The organism is Oceanicaulis sp. (assembly GCA_040112665.1).
Taxonomy (GTDB): Bacteria; Pseudomonadota; Alphaproteobacteria; order Caulobacterales; family Maricaulaceae; genus Oceanicaulis.
The window spans coordinates 1,487,069-1,504,163 of the sequence record CP157796.1; the positions used below are offsets into that span (position 1 = coordinate 1,487,069).

Here is a 17,095-nt window from a genome sequence, read left to right on the forward strand (position 1 = left end):
TGTCTGCGGCAGTCGGTCCCATGCGACAGCTTGCGGGGCGCCCAGCGGCGTTTGAAAGGCGCATCAAGGGGCAAGTCCGTAGACCGGATATGGAAATTTCGGCCGCCCGCGCGCGGCGGCCAGGAGGCCCAACGGCATGATCGACATGGATGTCGTCGACCTTTCGCGGTGGCAGTTCGCGCTGACCGCGATGTACCACTTCCTGTTCGTCCCGCTCACGCTGGGGCTGGCGTTCATGCTGGCGATCATGGAGAGCGTGTACGTCATGACCGGCCGTCAGGTCTGGAAGGACATGACGAAGTTCTGGGGCGCGCTGTTCGGGATCAATTTCGTCCTGGGCGTGTCCACCGGCATCACCATGGAATTCCAGTTCGGCATGAACTGGTCGTACTACTCGCACTATGTGGGCGACGTGTTCGGCGCGCCGCTGGCCATCGAGGGGCTGATGGCCTTCTTCCTCGAAGCCACGCTGGTGGGCCTGTTCTTCTTCGGCTGGGACCGGATGAGCAAGGTCGGCCACCTGGCCGCGACCTGGCTGATGGCGCTGGGCACGAACCTGTCCGCGCTGTGGATCCTGGTGGCCAACGGCTGGATGCAGAACCCGGTCGGCGCGGTGTTCAATCCCGACACCATGCGCATGGAGATCACCGACTTCATGGCGGTGATCTTCAACCCTGTCGCCCAGGCGAAATTCGTGCACACCGTCTCGGCGGGCTATGTGACCGGCGCGCTGTTCGTTCTGGCGATCTCGGCCTTCTTCCTGCTCAACCGGCGCTTCACCGGCTTCGCCAAGCGCTCGATGACGGTGGCCAGCGCCTTCGGCCTGGCCGGCGCGCTGTCGGTCGTGGTGCTGGGCGACGAGAGCGGCTACGCGCTCACCGACAACCAGAAAATGAAGCTCGCCTCGCTGGAGGCCATGTGGGAGACCCACGAGCCCCCCGCGCCGCTGACCGTGGTGGGTTTCCCCAACATGGAGACGCGGGAGACCGAGCACGCGATCGACATCCCCTGGGTTCTGGGCCTGATCGCCACCCGGTCGGTCGACACCCCTGTGGAAGGCATCCTGCCGCTCGTCGCCCAGGCCGAAACGCGGGTGGAGAACGGGATCGGCGCCTATGACGCGCTGGTGCGCCTGAGGGCCGATCCCGCCGACATGGAAGCGCGCGCGCAGTTCGAGGAGAGCAAGTTCGACCTCGGCTACGGCATGCTGCTCAGGCGCTATGTCGAGGATCCGCGCGAGGCCACGCCCGAACAGATCAGCCAGGCCGCCTGGGACACCGTGCCCGACGTGCCGGTCATGTTCTGGAGCTTCCGGGTGATGGCGGGCCTGGGCTTTTACTTCATCGCCCTGTTCGGCGCGGCCTTCGTTCTGTCCACGATGCGCAAGCACGAGACCCGCTGGTTCCTGAAGCTCGCGCTCGTCTCGTTGCCGCTTCCGTGGATCGCGGCGGAGCTGGGGTGGATCCTCGCCGAGTACGGCCGCCAGCCCTGGATCATCGAAGGCGTTCTGCCGACCTTCCTCGGCGTGTCCAGCCTCGCGGCCGAGCAGATCATCCTGACCATGGTCGGCTTCACGGTCCTGTACGGCGTGCTCGCCGTGGTGGAGGTGATGCTGATGGTCCACTTCATCCGCAAGGGCCCCTATCCGGAAGAAAAAGGACGGCCCGCCCCCGAAGCCCCGCGCGGCGATCGCGACGGCGCGCGCGGCCTGATCCCGGCCGAGTGAGGAACGAGTGATGGAAATCCCGCTCTCATACGAAATGCTGCGCGTGATCTGGTGGGCGCTTCTGGGCGTCCTGCTGATCGGGTTCGCGCTGACCGACGGTTTCGATCTGGGCGTCGCCGGTCTTCTGCCTTTCGTGGCGAAGACCGACATGGAACGGCGCATGGTGATCAACACGGTGGGGCCGACCTGGGAAGGCAATCAGGTCTGGCTGATCCTGGGCGGCGGCGCGATCTTCGCGGCCTGGCCTATGGTCTACGCCACGGCGTTTTCCGCCTTCTATCTGGCCATGTTCGTGGTGCTCGCCGCGCTGATCCTGCGTCCGGTGGGGTTCAAGTACCGCTCCAAGCGCCAGGACAGGCGCTGGCGGAGCTTCTGGGACTGGGCGCTGTTCACCGGCGGCTTCGTGCCGGCGCTGATCTTCGGCGTGGCGGTGGGCAACGTGCTGGTCGGCGCGCCCTTCCGTCTCGACGATGATCTGAGGATTTTCTGGGACGGCAGCTTTTTCGGCCTGCTCAATCCGTTCGCGCTTCTGTGCGGGCTTTTGTCGGTCAGCATGCTGCTGCTTCACGGCGCGGCCTGGCTGTCGATGAAGCTCGACTACGGTCCGGTGCGTGACCGGGCGCGGGCGCTCGCCCCGGCCTTCGCGCTCGCCTCGATGGTGCTGTTCGCGATCGGGGGCGTCTGGGTGGCCTTCGCCGATTTCGGCTATGTCGCGAGCACGGTGGACACCAACGGGCCGTCAAACCCGCTGCTGACCGAGACGGTGCGCGAGGGCGGCGCCTGGCTCAATAATTACGCCGCCCGGCCCTGGACGATGATCGCGCCGTTCCTGGGCTTCGCCGGCGCGGCGCTGGCGATCGCCGGAATCCGGATGAACTCCGAGACGCTGACCTTCACCGGTTCGAACCTGTCCGCGCTGGGCATCATCGCTACGGTGGGCGTGTCGATGTTCCCCTTCATCCTGCCCTCGAGCGTGGACGCGGCCTCGAGCCTGACGGTGTGGAACAGCTCGTCGAGCCACGGCACGCTGTTCATCATGCTGATCGCGACGGTCGTGCTGCTGCCGATCGTGCTTTTGTACACCGCCTGGGCGTTCCGCGTGATGTTCGGCCGGGTCACCGAAAAAGACATCGCCTCGGGCGATTACTACTGAGGGAGAGACGCCATGTGGTATTTCGCCTGGATCCTCGGCATCGGCCTGGCCTGCGCCTTCGCCATCCTGAACGCGATGTGGCACGAGCTGCACCTGTCGGACGGCGGCGACACCGGAAGCTCGCACGAAGCCTGGTGAGCGAAACGAAAACGGCCCCGGCGAAGCGCCGGGGCCGTTTTTATCTTCGCAGACCCGCCGGTCAGATCAGGGGCGGCGGCGGCGCCTCGTTGAAGCTGATCATCCGGGTCCGTCCGCCCCATTCGGCGGTCAGACGCTTCTTCTCGTCTTCGCTGATCTCGACGTTCGAGGCGCACAGCACCCACTCCCCGCCGTCCTTCTTCAGCGGCGTCTGGACGGTGCGCCAGTGGCTCTCGCCAGTTCCGTTGCGGCCCGGCCAGGTCCACAGGACCTCGGCGTAGGCGATCTCGCCGGAGAACGCGCCGGTCTCCATCAGCTCGTTAATGATGCCGTTCGCCTCGTCGCCGAGATCGATGTTCATCACATCGCCGACCTCCAGCCCCTGGAACGGCGCGGCTTCGGTCAGCGGCCGGCTGGCGGCCTCCACCACGACCTTGCCGTCGCGCGCGGAGATCAGCGACATCAGAAACGGCGAATACGTGATCAGCGCCCGCATATGGTCGTAAAGCGGCCGGTGCGACGGCGCGGTCAGAAGCCGGCGCAGCCGCTCCTCGAGATCGGGCGACGGGGTCGCCGCACCGTTCTCCAGCCGTGACACGTACGCCTGGCTGACTTCCAGCAGGTGGGCGGCGGCCTCCTGCTTCAAACCGCTGCGCTGGCGGAACGCCTTGAGCTCTTCACCCCAATTCATTGGACAGACTCGCTTGAAAGGCTTGGATTTTTTGAAACATCAACACCTAGCTTGTGAGGGCAACTGAAAATATCATTATAAAATATGCAAAAAGCAGCCGCGCGGGGGTTGCATACGCGGAATTCTCCGCGCGTCTGCTGCTAACGCGGCTCCACCGCCCCGGTTGCCTTGACCGGTCCGCCCCGGGCCGTACTGTCGCGCTTCGCGCCGGTAGAGCGCATCCAGAGAGGGGAGCGAAGCATGGGTCTTTTCAAGGCGATCGGCCGCGAGTGGTTCTATACGACCGAGCTCGCGCGGCTTTTGGGCAAGCTGAAATCGATCACGCCTGACTCAGAGCATCTGACGCCCGATCTCCTGGAAGACAGCGTCGACGCGCACGCCAAGCGCACCGCCTTCCTGACCGAGGACGGCCGCAAGATCAGCTACGCCGAATTCGACGCCCATGCGAACCGCATCGCCCACTGGGCGGTCTCGCAGGGCATCGAGCCGGGCGATTCGGTCGCGCTCTACATGGGCAACCGGTGGGAGTACGTCGCGGTCTGGCACGGCCTGTCCAAGGTCGGCGTGCAGGGCGCGCTCATCAACAACCAGATCAGCGGCGCGCCGCTGGCGCACACCATCTCCATCTCCGGCGCGCGCCACGCCATCGTGGAGGGCGAGCTGGCCGGCCAGTTCGCTACAGGGCTCGACACCGTGGCCGACAAGCCGACCGTCTGGCTCACCGACGGCGCGGGCGGCATCCAGGGCGCGCAGGATTTCGACGCCGCCCTCGCCAAGTCCGACGATACGCGCCCGGACCGGTCCCGCCGCGCCCATCTTCGCGCCAAGGATCCGTGCATGAAGATGTACACCTCGGGCACCACGGGCCTGCCCAAGGCGGCGATCGTCGCGCACACCCGCTCGCTCTATTACCTGCAGGTGTTCGGCGTCGCGGCGCGCGCGAACAAGAACGACAGGATGATGATGGTCCTGCCGATGTATCACGCCACCGGCGGGCTGTGCGGGGTCGGCGCGGCGCTGAGCTTCGGCGGCACGCTGATCGTGCGCCGGAAGTTCTCCGCCTCGCGCTTCTGGGAAGACGCGGTGGAGACCGGCGCGACCATGTTCATGTATGTCGGCGAGCTCTGCCGCTTCCTGGTCGCCAACGATCCCAGCCCGGCGGAGAAGAAGCACAAGATCCGCGTCGCCATCGGCAACGGGCTGCGTCCCGACGTCTGGCCGCGCTTCGCCGAGCGTTCGGGCATTCCGCGCATCATCGAGTTCTACGGCGCGACCGAGGGCAATGTCGGGCTGATCAATCTCGATTCCAGGCCCGGCGCGATCGGCCGGGTCCCGCCCCATCTCGCCAAGCGCTTCAACATCAAGCTCGTGCGCTTCGACACCGAGAAGGAAGAGGTGATCCGCGACAAGAAGGGCCGCTGCATCCCCTGCGCGCCCGGCGAGGTCGGCGAGGCGATCGGCGAGATCCGCCCCGACGACGCGCGCTATCGGTTCGACGGCTATCAGGACGAGGAAGCCACGAAGAAGAAAATCCTGCGCGACGTGTTCAAGGACGGCGATCTGTATTTCCGGACCGGCGACCTGATGAAGCGCGACGAGCTCGGCTACTACTATTTCGTGGACCGGATCGGGGACACGTTCCGCTGGAAGTCGGAGAACGTCTCCACCAACGAGGTCGCCGAGGCGATGGGCGTGCATCCCGGCGTCATCCAGGCGAACGTCTACGGCGTCGAGGTGGCCGACTATTCGGGCAAGGCCGGCATGGCCGCGCTGATCATCGACGAGGATTTCGATCTTCAGGCCCTGCGCGCCCATGTGCACCGCGAGCTGCCCCATTACGCCCGCCCGCTTTTCGTCAGGCTGCACACCGACGCGCCGAGCGAGCACACCACAGGCACCTTCAAGCTGAAGAAGACCGATCTGGTGCGCGAGGGCTGGGACCCCGAGAAGGTCTCCGAGCCGCTCTATTTCGACGATCCGGACGCCGGCGCCTATGTCGAGCTGACGCCTGAGCTGCGCGCGGCGATCATCTCCGGCGAGAAGCGCGTGTGAGCCGTCCGCTCGATCCCGAAAGCGTTCTGCACTTCTGGTTCGTCGAGGCCGGGCCGAAGCGCTGGTTCAGCGTCGATCCGGCCTTCGACGCCGCGGTGCGCCGCCGGTTCGGACCTGCCTGCCATGCGTTGAGGACCGCCGGGGCGATCGCCGACCATCCCTGGCTGGTCGAGCCTGAAAGCGCGCTGGCGCTGATCATCCTGACAGACCAGGCGCCGCGTAACGTCTGGCGCGGCTCGAACGCGGCGTTCAGCCTCGATCCGCTGGGGCTGGAGGCGGCGCGCGCCGCCCTCGCCGCGGGCTGGGACTGGGCGCTCGCGCCCGACCGGCGCGCCTTCGTCTACATGCCGCTGATGCATTCCGAAGACATCGAGGATCAGGCGCTGTGCGTGGCGCTGTGCGAAGCCCGGTTGGGCGAGGGCGGTCAGACCGCCCGGCATGCGCGCGCCCATTTCGAGCTGATCCGCCGCTTCGGCCGCTTTCCCCATCGCAACGCCGCCCTGAACCGCACGCCGACCCCGGCGGAGACCGAATTTCTCGAGGCGGGCGGCTACGCGCCCGGCGCGAAACGCCCGGCAAAATAGGCCCGGCGGGCAGGCTCTTCCGCAGGCGTCTGAACCTAACTCATTGATATATGGCGTCATAAGCGCGGCAAGCCGCTTGCAATCCCGTCTCCGAACCATTGGAGACCGCCCATGCCCGCCGCCCGCCGCTCGCGCATCACGCCTGAAGACATCCGCATCATCGCCTTCACCCTGGTCGACCGGCACGGCGCGCGCGCGCTGGGCTACGCCGACCAGGCGGTGTGCGAGCTCGACGAGAAGGGCGAGGCGGAAAGCGCAGACGCCTGGCGCGCCCTGCGCAGCGAGATCGAGGACGCGCTGGGCGGGCGGATCAGCCGGGAAACCCCGATCGCCCTGCATTAGGTCTCCCGGCGATCGGTGACATTTCCGCGGCGGACGGCGCGCACGGCTTGCCCGATCCCGCTTGCGGGGCGATCCTTGCGGTCATGGCCGCCGAACCCAATCAGTTTCAGAAATTCTTCGACTTCTCCCGGCTCACCGAGATGTTCGGCGGGGACAAGAGCACGTCGGGGCTCCGCGATCTTCTGGCCCGGGCGCGCGACGTGGTCGAGCTGCCCCCTCCGCCGGTGGAAAAGCGGCTGACCGTCGATGTGGCGGGCGGAAACGGGCCGATCGCCGCGCGCGTCTACGTGCCTTACGGAGCGAGCGAGGAGACGCCGGGGCCGGGCCTGGTCTTCTACCATGGCGGCGGGTTCGTGATCGGCTCGCTGGACAGCTACGACCCGCTCTGCCAGCGCCTTGCGGCGGTGTCCGGCGTGCGCATCGTCTCGATCGACTACCGGCTGGCGCCCGAACACCCCTATCCGGCGGCGGTCGAGGACGCGTTCGCGAGCTTCGACGCGATCGCTGCGGGCGCGCTGACGAGTTTCGGCTTCGATCCTGCGCGCCTGGCCTTGGGCGGCGACAGCGCGGGCGGCAATCTCGCCGCGACCGTGGCGCGCGAGCGGCGCGACCGTGTCGTCTTCCAGCTTCTGCTCTATCCGCTTCTGCAGCTCGTTCAGGTCAAGAAGGACCGGCCGCGCTGGCAGGAAGGGCCGCTGATTTCGGTCGCCACGCTCGAAGAGATCGTCAAACGCTATCTCAAGGACGCCGACCGGTCAGATCCGCGCATCTCCCCGCTCATGGCCGCCGACCTCAAGGGCTTGCCGCCGTGCTGGATGCTGGCCGCCGAGCTCGATCCGCTGCTTGAAGAGGGCGAAGCCTACGCCGCCAAGCTCGCCGCCTTCGGCGTGCCGGTCGAGCGCAAGGTGTTCAACGGCCTGCCGCACGGCTTTCTCAACCTCTCCCGCGTCGTGCCCGCCACCGTGCCCGCGATCGAGACCGCTGCAAAAGCGCTGGCGAAAGGCGTGGCGAAGAAGGGCTAGGACGCTTTGCGTCCCGGCCTGCTGCTTCTAGGCTCGCCGCGCCTCTGGAAAGGGAGACGCCATGACCCGCAAGACCGACCACCCCGCCGGAACCGTGCACACGCTCGACCTCGAGATCGAGCGGCTGAAGGACAATCCGCTCGGCGATCCGCATGTGCGCCGCGTCGACGTCTGGACGCCGGCCGGTCATGACGGGGCGGGCCTGCCTTTGCTGGTCGATCTGGCGGGCTATACCGGCTCGGGCCTCAGCCATACCAACTGGAAGAATTTCGGCGAGAACGTCCCTGAACGGCTGGATCGTCTGGTCGGCTCGGGCGCGATGAAGCCCGCCGTCGTGGCCTTTCCCGACGGCTTCACCCGGCTTGGCGGCAACCAGTACGTCAACTCCGCAGCCCTGGGCCCGTGGGCGGACGTGATCTGCGAGGACGTGGTGCCGGGTGTGGAAAGCGTGTTCGGCTGCGGCGGGGACGGGCGCCGGGCGGTCTTCGGCAAAAGCTCGGGCGGGTTCGGCGCGATGCACCACGCCATGACCCGGCCCGACATCTGGGCGGCCGCGGCGTGCCACTCCGGCGATATGGGCTTCGAGCTGTGCTACGCGAAGGACTTCCCCGCGGCCCTGCGCGCGATCGCCAGGCACGGCTCGATCAAGGCGTTCATGGACAAGTTCGAGGAAAACCCCAAGCCGAGCGGATCGGACATCCACGTCCTGATGACCCTCGCAATGGCGGCGAGCTATGATCCGTGCCCGGACGGGGGGTATCTGGGGATCCGCCTGCCCGTCGATCCGCATACGTGCGAACGCATCGCCGAGCGCTGGAACAACTGGCTCGCCTTCGATCCGCTGGTGATGGTGGAGGAAAAGGCCGAGGCGCTGAAATCGCTGAAGGCGCTGTTCATCGATTGCGGCGACGTGGATCAGTACGACCTCGTCTACGGCGCCCGCCGCCTGCACCGCCGCCTCGACCAGCTCGGCGTGACCCACCGCTACGAAGAATTCCCCGACGACCATTCAGGCATCGACTACCGCATGGACGTCAGCCTGCCGTATCTGGTGGAGGCCTTGGGCTAGCCGCCTTCCCGATACGCGCTCAGCGGCAGGGGCGCGCCGGTGTTTGCGATCAGGGCCTTGCGGCGGAAAAAGCGGGTGAGGCCGGCCGCGCCCATGCGCGAGGGGCCGAGCCCTGAGTTTTTGAAGCTCTGTTTTTCGGCTTCATAGAAGAGCGCGGTGAGCGCGGCGTCGTTCAGCGACACCGCGCCGGCGTCGAGCCTGCGGGCGATCTGTTCGGCTTCGTCGAGATCGCCGGCGAAGACCGCCGCGCTCAGGCCGAACTCGGTGTCGTTGGCGAGCGCCACCGCTTCGTCGATCGTGTCATAGGCCATGACCGGCATGACCGGGCCGAAGGTCTCCTCGGTCATCACGGTCATGGCGTGGGTCGCGTCCGCGATCACGGTGGGGCGGATCCAGCGCCCGCCGCCATGGGTCTCGATCACCCCGCCGGTGAGCACGCGCGCGCCCTTGGACGCCGCATCGGCGATCTGACCGGCGATGATGTCGGCCTGCCGGTCGAAGATCAGCGGGCCGAGCTCGCCTTGATTGATGTCGGGCCAGTTCAGGCGCACCGCCTCGGCGGCGTCGACGAGCTTTGAGAGAAAGACGTCGTGCACCGCCCGGTCGACATAGATGCGCTCGATCGACTGGCAGGCCTGCCCGGTGGACAGCACCGAGCCTCTGAGCGCGGCGGTCACGGCGAGATCGAGATCGGCGCTTTTGGTGACGATCAGCGGGTCCTTGCCGCCGAGCTCCAGAAACGCCGGGATCAGCTTTTCCGCGGCGCTGGCGGCGACCTTGCGGCCGGTGGGGACCGAGCCGGTGAAGCAGACGAGATCGGAGCGCGCGATCACCGCCTGGCCGGTCTCCCCGCCGCCGTTCACGAAGGCGATGAGATCAGCCAGGCCCGCCGCCTCGATCGTCCGGGTGAGCGGCGCGACGAAGCGGGGGGTGACCTCGCTGGGTTTGACCAGCACCGCGCAGCCCGCAGCCAGCGCCGGGATCGCATCGATCAGCGACAGGGTGAGCGGGAAATTCCACGGGCTGATCACGCCGACCAGACCGTAGGGCACGTACTGGCCGGTGTGTTTCAGCGCCGGGTTGGACCGGCCCTCCAGCCAGTCCGCTTTCGGCGCCAGCAGCGGCGCGGACATCGCCCAGCCTCTCAGCGAGGCGGCCGCGCCTTGTACTTCGAGCCGCGCCACCCGCCGGCGGCCTGTGTCGGTCTCGAGCGCGGCGGCGAGCGCGTCCGCGTCCGCCTCGATCGCGCCGGCCCAGGCCGAGAGCCTGTCCATGCGCTCGGAGATCGGGGTGGCCGCCCACGCCCTTTGCGCATCGCGCAGCCGGCCGGCGATCTGGTCGAGATCGCCGGAGCTGGGCGGGGTGATCTCGTAATCGAACGCGCCGGTGCGCGGGTTTCTGACCTTCAGGGTCATGGTCTGTCTCCAAGGCCCAGCGCGCCGGGATTGATCAGGTTTTGGGGATCGAGCGCGGCCTTGACCGCCTTGAGCAGCGCCAGCGCCGGCGCGGAGCGGGTCGCCGCCAGCGGATAGGTGCGCCCGACCTGGAAATGCGCCGCGCCGTGCCGGACGAAGATCTCCACGACCTTTTCGCGCGCCTCGGCGACCAGATCGGTGGCGGCGGGGTCTTCAGGGCGCGGGGTGAGCTTTCCGAGATAGTCTTGCTCGACGCTGGCTTCATGCAGCGCGAAAAGCCGGTCGGGCCAGAGGAAGACCGGCTCGATCAGATAGCCGGTGGTCGAGAGCGTCGTCAGCAGAAAGCCGGTGGTCACGCCGTGCGCCTCGAAGCGGCCGGCCAGCTGCGCGAACAGCGCGTCGATCTCCGCCCAGACGGCCGGCCCCGCGCTCATCGGCACGATGCCGTGCACAGGAACCCAGCGCTCGGCGTTCGGGCCGATCATGTTGTTCAGCGGGGTGAAGGGCGCGGCGCGGATGACCTTGGGGATGGTCGGCTCCACGGAGGTTCCGCCCTCGGCCTCGCAGAGCTTCGCCAGCGTTCGATACGCGTCGTTCGCTCCGGCTTCGCTATGGCTTTCGGTGACGAAGTGCAGGTTGAAGTCCGCTTCGCCCAGAAAATTCCGGCCCGCCAGCGCCATCTTCGCGCCCTCGGCGAGGCCTTTGACGAGGTTTTTCTGCCCCGTCACCACCTTGCCGAACGTCTTCGCATCGCTCGCCAGCGAGGCGCGCTTCATCCGAACCTGGGTGAGCCCCGGATCAAAGGCGAAGAGCTCGCAGGCCAGGCCCGTGCGCCCCAGCGCAGCGACGGCCCGCGCGCAGGCGTCCCGATCGGTGAAGCTGAAACTGCCCCGCCGTTCATGGGCCGGCGCGGGCGCGAGGCGCAGCGTCACCTCGGTCTTCACCCCCAGCGCGCCGCAATCACCGCAGAACAGCCCCGTCAGGTCCGGGCCGTAATGACGGAAGAAGGGCCTCGCCGCGCCTTCGGGCGTCTCGCCCGAGGCCGTGCCGGTGCGCAGGATTTCGCCGGAGGCCAGAGCGACGGAGACCGAGAGAACGGAGTCCGCGGTCGGCCCGTGCGCGCTGGCGCCGAAAAACGCGTTGTTCTGGCTGACCCCGCCGCCGACCGTGGAGCTGATCCCCGAGAGCGGTCCCCAGAAGGGCGGGCGCAGCCCGGTGGGCTTCAGCGCCTCGTGCAGCGTCTTCCACGTGCAGCCGGCCTGAACGCGCACATACATGTCGCTCGCGTTGATCTCGACCACCTTATCCATGGCGGCGGTGTCGACCACCACGCCCCCCGGCCGGTCGGCGAGATAGCCTTTGGTGTAGCTCATCCCTCCGCCGCGCGGGTAGACGGGCACGCCGGCCTCGGTGCAGGCCCGGACCGCAGCGGCGCACTGCTCCTCGCTGCGCGGGCTGATCACCGCGTCGATCGGCGCGCCTTCGGTCCAGACGTCCTGGGCATAGAGCGCCCGCGCGTCCGCGCCGGTGGCCACGCCCGCCCGGCCCAGAATTTGGCTCAGCGTCTCGATCAGCGCGTCGTCGGCGAGGGTTTCGGCCATGCGGGCCTCCTTCAAGCGGGGGTGTAGACGCCCAGAAGCGCGGCGGCGAAGAGCGCGGCCCAGATCACCAGCACCCAGCGCTTGGCGCGCCTGAGGCTGGCGGCGACCGTAGCGTCGGCGGACGCCTCGCCGGCCATCACCTGCGCGAAGGCGGGGCCGAACCCGGCGAGCGCGCTGCGGATCATCAGGCCCGAACCGATCGTGAGCGCGAGCAGGCAGAGCTTCAGCGACAGAAAAAGCGGCGCGTCCCAGACCCCGGCCAGCGCGGCCAGAGCGGCGGCGAGGAGGCCCGCCATCACCACCCAGCGCAGCGCGGTGTCGAAATGCCTGGCGAGCGCGTGCGGGCCGGTCTTCAGATGCACCAGCCAGGCGGCGCCGGCCCAGATGACAGCCGCGATAAACGCTACGGCGACCCAGAGCGGGTCCAGCGCGATCCAGCCGCGCGAGGCGGCGAGCGCGAGCCCGGTCGGCAGGGTGAAGATCAGCGCCATGCGCGGCGCCATGTCGACATTCATCAGGATGTGCGCCGCAGCCCCGCGCGCCGCGGGCGGACGCGCAGGATCGGCGACGAGGCGGCTCGCGTAGAAGGCGCCGAGATCGCCGCCCAGCCAGTAGACGAACACCAGAATGTGCAGAAACAGCCAGATCGGCTCGATCATGAAAGCTCGCCCCCGCGGCGGTCAGCAAATGATATACTTATATATCATTTGCCCCGCCGGCCAAGCGGTCGGGCCGGGCCGTCAGGCCAGCTCCGCCGGGCCCCAGCCCGCCCCGCCGGCGTCCTTTTTCACAAGGCGCATATGGTAGCGGAAGCGCTCGGGCCGGTAATAGGCGAGGATGTGCTGCACCGCGCGTCCGTCCGCGCCGCGCATGATCCGTTTGATCTTCAGAAGCGGCGAGCCGGTGGCGATCTTCAGCGCGCCTGCGATCTGGGGATCGGCGGCGACGGCGGTGATCGTCTGGTCGGCCTCGACGGCTTCGGCGCCGGCTTGGCGCAGAAGCTCCAGCATGGGCTGGGTCTTCAGATCGTCCTCGGTGTAGCGCGCGGCGATCTCGCCGGGCACGTGGGTGACGAGATAGGAGAAGGTCTCGCCTTCCAGCGATCTCAGCCGGACCGCGCGCTGCACCGCCGCGCCGGGGTCGAGCGCCATCTCGAGCGCCAGCTCCTCGCCGGCGGGGTGGTTCTCCACCTCCAGAAGCCGGACCTCGGTCTCCAGCCCCATGCGCTTGAGCGCGTCGAACAGGGTGTCGAACCGGCCCTCGACGACCGGCGCGCCGGCGTTGTGGGTGACGACCGTGCCCCGCCCACGATGGCGGGTGACCAGGCCGTGCGCGGCCAGCTCGTTCATTGCGCGCTTGACGGTGATGCGGCTGACGTCGAACAGCCGTCCGAGCTCCTGCTCGCCGGGCAGAATGGCGCCCGCGGCGAACGCGCCGTCTCGTATCCGGTCCCTGAGGACCAGGAAGATCTGGTGATAGAGCGGGGTCGGCAAGGACTCGTCGATGAGTTCGGGGCCGAGCCTCGCGGCGTGTTCGGTCTTGCCCGGGCGTGCGGTCATGGTCTCTTCTGCGTCGCGACAGCCGGTGATGTAAAGACGATTTGCCGCCTGACGCCAGCGCGGCGCACCAAGGAGACGCCATGACGGCCCCCGCCTACACCGCCCTCGCCCTGCAATCGCTTTGCGAAGCGGTCAACGCCTGCGCCAGCCCTGAAGACGCGCGCGCGCAGATGATGCGCTCCATCAAACGCATGCGCGGGGAGATCGCCGGCTCGATCGGCTTCATCGGTCCCGAGGTGAAACTCGTCGTCTTGCCTGAATACGCGCTCACCGGTTTTCCGATGCGCGAGACCGCCGAAGAGTGGAAGGCCAAGGCCGCGATCGACGCGAACGGGCCGGAGTTCGAGGCGCTGGCGCAGATCGCGTCGGACTTTGGCGTGCACATCGCCTGGAACGGCTATGAGACAGACCCGCACTTCCCCGATCTCTACTTTCAGGGCTGCGTGGTGATCGATCCCGCCGGGGCTCAGGTGTTGCGCTATCGCCGGCTGATCTCGATGTACGCGCCCAGCCCCTATGACGTGCTCGACCCGTATCTGGACGCCTACGGCGAGGACGCGCTGTTTCCGGTCGCAGACACGGCGTTGGGCCGGCTCGCCGCGATCGCCAGCGAGGAAATCCTCTATCCCGAGATCGCACGGCTGCACGCGGTGAAGGGCGCGGAAGTCTTCGTACATTCGAGCTCGGAGATCGCGAGCCCGCAGCTCACCCCGAAGAACATCGCCAAGCAGGCCCGCGCCATCGAGAACCTCGCCTATGTCGTCTCGGCGAACACAGGCGGGATGACCGGCACGCCGATCCCGGTGGCCAGCGCCGACCGCGGCTCGAAGATCGTCGATCCCAGAGGGCTGATCATCGCCGAGGCCGCCACCGGCCCGTCCATGTGCGCCTTCGGGGAGGTCGATCTGGGCATGCTCCGCCGGCTGCGGCGCAAGACCGCGATGGGCAATCTCCTCGCCCGCCAGCCCATGGGGCTCTATGCCCGGCAATACGCGAGATCCGACATCCACCCCGAAGGCACGCTGCTCGATGAAAACGGCGCAGTGACGACGCCGGAGAAGAGCTTCTACCGCGACCGCCAGACCGCAGTGATCGAGGCGCTGGCGAAGCGCGGGGTGATCTGATGGTCTGCTGTCAAGGCGGGCTGCTCATAAAGGTTTGAGGGTCCGGCGGTCACCGTTTCGTCCAGATATCTGGCGCCGCCCCGATTCGCTGCTGTACATGCAACAAAATTGTTGCATGATGGCGGTATGGGACTTCCCTTCGACCCTCAGCTCAGCACGCTGTTCCGTGCTCTCGGCGACGACACTCGCCTGCTCATCCTTGAACAGCTCAGGGCGCGTGACGACCAGACCCTGTTCGAGCTTCACGGCCGGGTTTTCGACGAGCACGGCTTCTGCCTGACCCGGCAGGCCTTTTCGCGTCACCTCAACACGCTTGAGGAGGCCGGGCTGATCCGAACCGCCTGGCGCGGGCGCACGAAGGTCCACTCACTGACCGCGGCGGCCTCCTTCAAGGAGACGCTCACGCCGTTTTTGACAGGCTTCATCACAGGAGACCGGCCATGAAGATGTACATCAAGAGCGTGGTCGTGGACGACCAGGCGAAGGCGCGCGCCTTCTACACAGAGACGCTGGGCTTCAGGGTCAAACACGACATTCCCATGGGCGAGTTCAGCTGGCTGACTCTGGTCTCGCCCGAAGAGCCCGAGGGTGTGGAGCTTGCTTTGGAGCCCGACGCCCACGCGCCGACGCGCGCCTTCCGGGAGGCGCTCATGGCCGGCGGCATCCCGTTCACGGCCTTCAGCGTGGACGATCTCGACGCCGAGTATGCGCGGCTCTCCGCAGCGGGCGTGGAGTTCACCAACCCGCCGATGACCGCCGGCGGCGCGAAAATGGCGGTGTTCAACGACACCTGCGGCAATCTCATCCAGCTGATCGAAGTGCTGGACGGCTAATCCTCCAGCCGGAACAGCGCGTCGTCCCATTGCTCGCCGGTGGTGAAGCGCGTCCACCAGATCTCGTTGCGCTTGACCCCGTCATAGTAGAGCCGGACCCGGCCGGGCTGGACCCAGCCGCCGTCTTCGTTGGTGTAGAACTCCGAGTACTTGCGCTCGTGCCAGCCCTCGGGCGTGTCGAAGCCGACCTTCACCACGGCGAAGTCGTGCTGGCGGATGTTGAAGATCGTGCTTCCCCCCGCCGGGTCGTTCACCCGGATCGTGTAGGCCGGCGCGCCGTCCACATAGTCGTCGGCGAGCCGGTCGACGGAATAGCCTTCGTCGAGCGCGTGACGGATCACGCCGAAGCCGAAATTGGACGCCCAGCGGTCTGAATCCGCCTCGTCCTCGACCCGGCCGTCCTGGGTGTAGGTGTCGGTCCCGTCGAACGCGATCTGGAAGACGATCTGTTCGCCGTTCATCGCCTCGATCCGCACCCGTCCGTCCGCGGCGTGCGCGTCTTCCTTCACCTGCGGATAGACCCGCCACATCCGGTAGGGCTCGTAGCGCACGAAGCTTTCATCGCCGCCGTACCAGAACAGCCCGTAGCCCTCCATGTAGAGGCTTTCAGGGTTCACCCAGGCGTCACCGCCCGCCGCCTCATAGGCGCGGGAGACGATCTCGGGCCCGGTGAGGCTGTCGGGCGCTTGCAGGGCGGGCGGCTGGGCGAAGGCGGGGCTCGCGGCGAAGGCGGCGATCAGGACGGCGCGGATCATTGAAACTCCCCTTGCGGCGGCTTTTTCGCGCGCCGCCGCTTGCGTTTGCTGGCGCGCTAAATGGTATACCAACTCCCAGCCCGGCGGCGAGCCTTCGCCGCCGAAGGGTCAAACATCGGGGAGATTTGATGAAACTCTTGCGCGCCGCCACCCTGTCCGTGGCCGATCTGGACGCCGCCGAAGCCCGGTATCGCGATTTCCTCGACTATGAGACCGTCCACAAGGGCCCTCTGCCGGCCGATCTCGCCGAGAGCTTCGGTGCGCCGAAGGCGGCCGGGGCGAACCATGTCGTGATGAAGCCCGCCTCGGGCGCGGAGATCTATCTCAGGCTGATCGAGCAGCCGGTGGTCGAGGGCTACCGCCCGCTGGTCACCTACGGCTGGAACGCGATCGAGATCTGCGTTCAGGACGTGCTCGCCGCCCATGAGCGGGTCAAGGACAGCCCGTTCGAAGTGATCGGCCCGCCGCGCGAGATCGAGGGCCTGCCTGCGATCTATCCGATGCAGATGCGCGGCCCCGACGGGGAGATCGTCTACCTCACCCAGATCCGCGACGACCTGCCCGCCTACGACCTGCCGCGCGCCACCGCGCCGATCGACCGGCTGTTCATCCTGGTGGTGGGCTGTTCGGACATGCATGAGAGCCTGAAATGGTTCGACGCCACGCTGGGCTTCGAGACCGGCCGGGTGATGGACATCGAGTACCACATGCTGGCGGACGCCTACGGCACGCCGCGCAATGAGCTTCACACCATCTCCACCGCCGTGCACGGCCGGGACGTGTTTCTCGAGCTCGACCAGTATCCGCCCGAGGCCGGCCCGCGCCCGATGCGGGAGGGATACATGCCCCCCGGCGCCAGCGTGGGCAGCTTCCTGCATCCCGATTTCGACTCGGTGTGCGGGGATTGGGTGAGTGAACCGAAACCCCGCGACGGCGCGCCGTATAACGGCAAGCGCGCCGGCGTGCTGCGCGGCCCGGACGGCCTGCTGGTCGAGGTGATCGAGCTTTAAGGCGGGGCCTGAAGCGAAAGG

Annotated in this window: 18 protein-coding genes; 12 read left to right on the top strand and 6 right to left on the bottom strand. The window is 67.5% G+C overall.

The features are described from left to right. Positions 1–136: 136 nt before the first annotated feature. The 3 genes from ABL308_07105 to cydX are packed head-to-tail and all read left to right on the top strand — an operon-like array spanning position 137 to position 3,017. Complete coding sequence (locus ABL308_07105; protein ID XBQ17642.1) at positions 137–1,726, top strand: cytochrome ubiquinol oxidase subunit I; 1,590 nt, start codon at positions 137–139, stop codon at positions 1,724–1,726. Positions 1,727–1,736: 10 nt separating this feature from the next. Next, positions 1,737–2,879, top strand: coding sequence for a cytochrome d ubiquinol oxidase subunit II (cydB, locus tag ABL308_07110; GenBank protein XBQ17643.1), 1,143 nt, complete (start codon positions 1,737–1,739; stop codon positions 2,877–2,879). Between the two features lie 12 nt (positions 2,880–2,891). After that, positions 2,892–3,017 (top strand): cytochrome bd-I oxidase subunit CydX, encoded by a 126-nt coding sequence (gene cydX / locus ABL308_07115; protein ID XBQ17644.1) that lies wholly within the window; start codon positions 2,892–2,894, stop codon positions 3,015–3,017. A 61-nt stretch (positions 3,018–3,078) separates the two neighbouring features. Here the strand turns inward: cydX and ABL308_07120 are convergent, their stop codons facing one another. Further along, positions 3,079–3,708 (bottom strand): helix-turn-helix transcriptional regulator, encoded by a 630-nt coding sequence (locus ABL308_07120; protein ID XBQ17645.1) that lies wholly within the window; start codon positions 3,706–3,708, stop codon positions 3,079–3,081. A 240-nt stretch (positions 3,709–3,948) separates the two neighbouring features. Between ABL308_07120 and ABL308_07125 the strand changes: the two genes are divergently transcribed. The 5 genes from ABL308_07125 to ABL308_07145 all read left to right on the top strand — a co-directional run bounded on the left by ABL308_07125 (position 3,949) and on the right by ABL308_07145 (position 8,777). Beyond that, positions 3,949–5,760 (top strand): long-chain-acyl-CoA synthetase, encoded by a 1,812-nt coding sequence (locus ABL308_07125; GenBank protein ID XBQ17646.1) that lies wholly within the window; start codon positions 3,949–3,951, stop codon positions 5,758–5,760. Beyond that, the gene (locus ABL308_07130) at positions 5,757–6,344 is read left to right on the top strand and encodes a DUF924 family protein (protein XBQ17647.1); all 588 of its coding nucleotides are present in this window, start codon (positions 5,757–5,759) and stop codon (positions 6,342–6,344) included. Before ABL308_07125 ends, ABL308_07130 begins: the two co-directional genes overlap by 4 nt. Before the next feature lie 111 nt (positions 6,345–6,455). Then, a complete protein-coding gene (locus ABL308_07135) occupies positions 6,456–6,686 on the top strand; it encodes a hypothetical protein (GenBank protein ID XBQ17648.1) in 231 nt (76 codons plus the stop codon). 47 nt (positions 6,687–6,733) lie between these two features. Further along, positions 6,734–7,708, top strand: a complete 975-nt coding sequence (locus ABL308_07140; GenBank protein ID XBQ17649.1) for an alpha/beta hydrolase — start codon at positions 6,734–6,736, stop codon at positions 7,706–7,708. Between the two features lie 61 nt (positions 7,709–7,769). Further along, positions 7,770–8,777: an alpha/beta hydrolase-fold protein gene (locus ABL308_07145; GenBank protein ID XBQ17650.1), complete on the top strand. Its 1,008-nt coding sequence runs from the start codon at positions 7,770–7,772 to the stop codon at positions 8,775–8,777. On the opposite strand, the gene ABL308_07150 is transcribed toward ABL308_07145, so the two are convergent. The 4 genes from ABL308_07150 to ABL308_07165 form a co-directional block, all read right to left on the bottom strand. Then, positions 8,774–10,192, bottom strand: coding sequence for an aldehyde dehydrogenase family protein (locus ABL308_07150; protein XBQ17651.1), 1,419 nt, complete (start codon positions 10,190–10,192; stop codon positions 8,774–8,776). The two genes, ABL308_07145 and ABL308_07150, sit on opposite strands and share 4 nt — an antisense overlap. Further along, on the bottom strand, positions 10,189–11,793 hold the full coding sequence (locus ABL308_07155) for an FAD-binding oxidoreductase (GenBank protein ID XBQ17652.1): 1,605 nt from the start codon (positions 11,791–11,793) through the stop codon (positions 10,189–10,191). Before ABL308_07155 ends, ABL308_07150 begins: the two co-directional genes overlap by 4 nt. 11 nt (positions 11,794–11,804) lie before the next feature. Continuing rightward, positions 11,805–12,452, bottom strand: coding sequence for a hypothetical protein (locus ABL308_07160; protein ID XBQ17653.1), 648 nt, complete (start codon positions 12,450–12,452; stop codon positions 11,805–11,807). A gap of 81 nt (positions 12,453–12,533) precedes the next feature. Next, positions 12,534–13,352 carry a GntR family transcriptional regulator gene (locus ABL308_07165; GenBank protein ID XBQ17654.1) on the bottom strand — a complete coding sequence of 273 codons (819 nt, stop codon included), beginning with the start codon at positions 13,350–13,352 and terminating at the stop codon, positions 12,534–12,536. Positions 13,353–13,432: 80 nt separating this feature from the next. On the opposite strand from ABL308_07165, the gene ABL308_07170 reads away from it, so the two are divergent. The 3 genes from ABL308_07170 (at position 13,433) to ABL308_07180 (ending at position 15,309) form a co-directional block, all read left to right on the top strand. Beyond that, entirely contained in the window at positions 13,433–14,476 is a 1,044-nt protein-coding gene (locus ABL308_07170) for a nitrilase-related carbon-nitrogen hydrolase (GenBank protein ID XBQ17655.1), read from the top strand. A gap of 126 nt (positions 14,477–14,602) precedes the next feature. Next, positions 14,603–14,920: a winged helix-turn-helix domain-containing protein gene (locus ABL308_07175; GenBank protein ID XBQ17656.1), complete on the top strand. Its 318-nt coding sequence runs from the start codon at positions 14,603–14,605 to the stop codon at positions 14,918–14,920. Next, the gene (locus tag ABL308_07180; GenBank protein XBQ17657.1) at positions 14,917–15,309 is read left to right on the top strand and encodes a VOC family protein; all 393 of its coding nucleotides are present in this window, start codon (positions 14,917–14,919) and stop codon (positions 15,307–15,309) included. Before ABL308_07175 ends, ABL308_07180 begins: the two co-directional genes overlap by 4 nt. Here the strand turns inward: ABL308_07180 and ABL308_07185 are convergent. Then, the gene (locus tag ABL308_07185) at positions 15,306–16,064 is read right to left on the bottom strand and encodes a hypothetical protein (GenBank protein XBQ17658.1); all 759 of its coding nucleotides are present in this window, start codon (positions 16,062–16,064) and stop codon (positions 15,306–15,308) included. The genes ABL308_07180 and ABL308_07185 overlap by 4 nt on opposite strands. Before the next feature lie 128 nt (positions 16,065–16,192). Between ABL308_07185 and ABL308_07190 the strand changes: the two genes are divergently transcribed. Continuing rightward, positions 16,193–17,074 (top strand): hypothetical protein, encoded by an 882-nt coding sequence (locus ABL308_07190; GenBank protein ID XBQ17659.1) that lies wholly within the window; start codon positions 16,193–16,195, stop codon positions 17,072–17,074. The last annotated feature ends 21 nt before the right edge of the window (positions 17,075–17,095 follow it).

Coding starts and splice junctions, on each gene's coding strand:
- ABL308_07105 (XBQ17642.1), top strand. CDS start 137: ATGATCGACATGGATGTCGTCGACCTTTCGCGGTGGCAGTTCGCGCTG.
- cydB (XBQ17643.1), top strand. CDS start 1,737: ATGGAAATCCCGCTCTCATACGAAATGCTGCGCGTGATCTGGTGGGCG.
- cydX (XBQ17644.1), top strand. CDS start 2,892: ATGTGGTATTTCGCCTGGATCCTCGGCATCGGCCTGGCCTGCGCCTTC.
- ABL308_07120 (XBQ17645.1), bottom strand. CDS start 3,708: ATGAATTGGGGTGAAGAGCTCAAGGCGTTCCGCCAGCGCAGCGGTTTG.
- ABL308_07125 (XBQ17646.1), top strand. CDS start 3,949: ATGGGTCTTTTCAAGGCGATCGGCCGCGAGTGGTTCTATACGACCGAG.
- ABL308_07135 (XBQ17648.1), top strand. CDS start 6,456: ATGCCCGCCGCCCGCCGCTCGCGCATCACGCCTGAAGACATCCGCATC.
- ABL308_07145 (XBQ17650.1), top strand. CDS start 7,770: ATGACCCGCAAGACCGACCACCCCGCCGGAACCGTGCACACGCTCGAC.
- ABL308_07150 (XBQ17651.1), bottom strand. CDS start 10,192: ATGACCCTGAAGGTCAGAAACCCGCGCACCGGCGCGTTCGATTACGAG.
- ABL308_07155 (XBQ17652.1), bottom strand. CDS start 11,793: ATGGCCGAAACCCTCGCCGACGACGCGCTGATCGAGACGCTGAGCCAA.
- ABL308_07160 (XBQ17653.1), bottom strand. CDS start 12,452: ATGATCGAGCCGATCTGGCTGTTTCTGCACATTCTGGTGTTCGTCTAC.
- ABL308_07165 (XBQ17654.1), bottom strand. CDS start 13,352: ATGACCGCACGCCCGGGCAAGACCGAACACGCCGCGAGGCTCGGCCCC.
- ABL308_07170 (XBQ17655.1), top strand. CDS start 13,433: ATGACGGCCCCCGCCTACACCGCCCTCGCCCTGCAATCGCTTTGCGAA.
- ABL308_07175 (XBQ17656.1), top strand. CDS start 14,603: ATGGGACTTCCCTTCGACCCTCAGCTCAGCACGCTGTTCCGTGCTCTC.
- ABL308_07180 (XBQ17657.1), top strand. CDS start 14,917: ATGAAGATGTACATCAAGAGCGTGGTCGTGGACGACCAGGCGAAGGCG.
- ABL308_07185 (XBQ17658.1), bottom strand. CDS start 16,064: ATGATCCGCGCCGTCCTGATCGCCGCCTTCGCCGCGAGCCCCGCCTTC.
- ABL308_07190 (XBQ17659.1), top strand. CDS start 16,193: ATGAAACTCTTGCGCGCCGCCACCCTGTCCGTGGCCGATCTGGACGCC.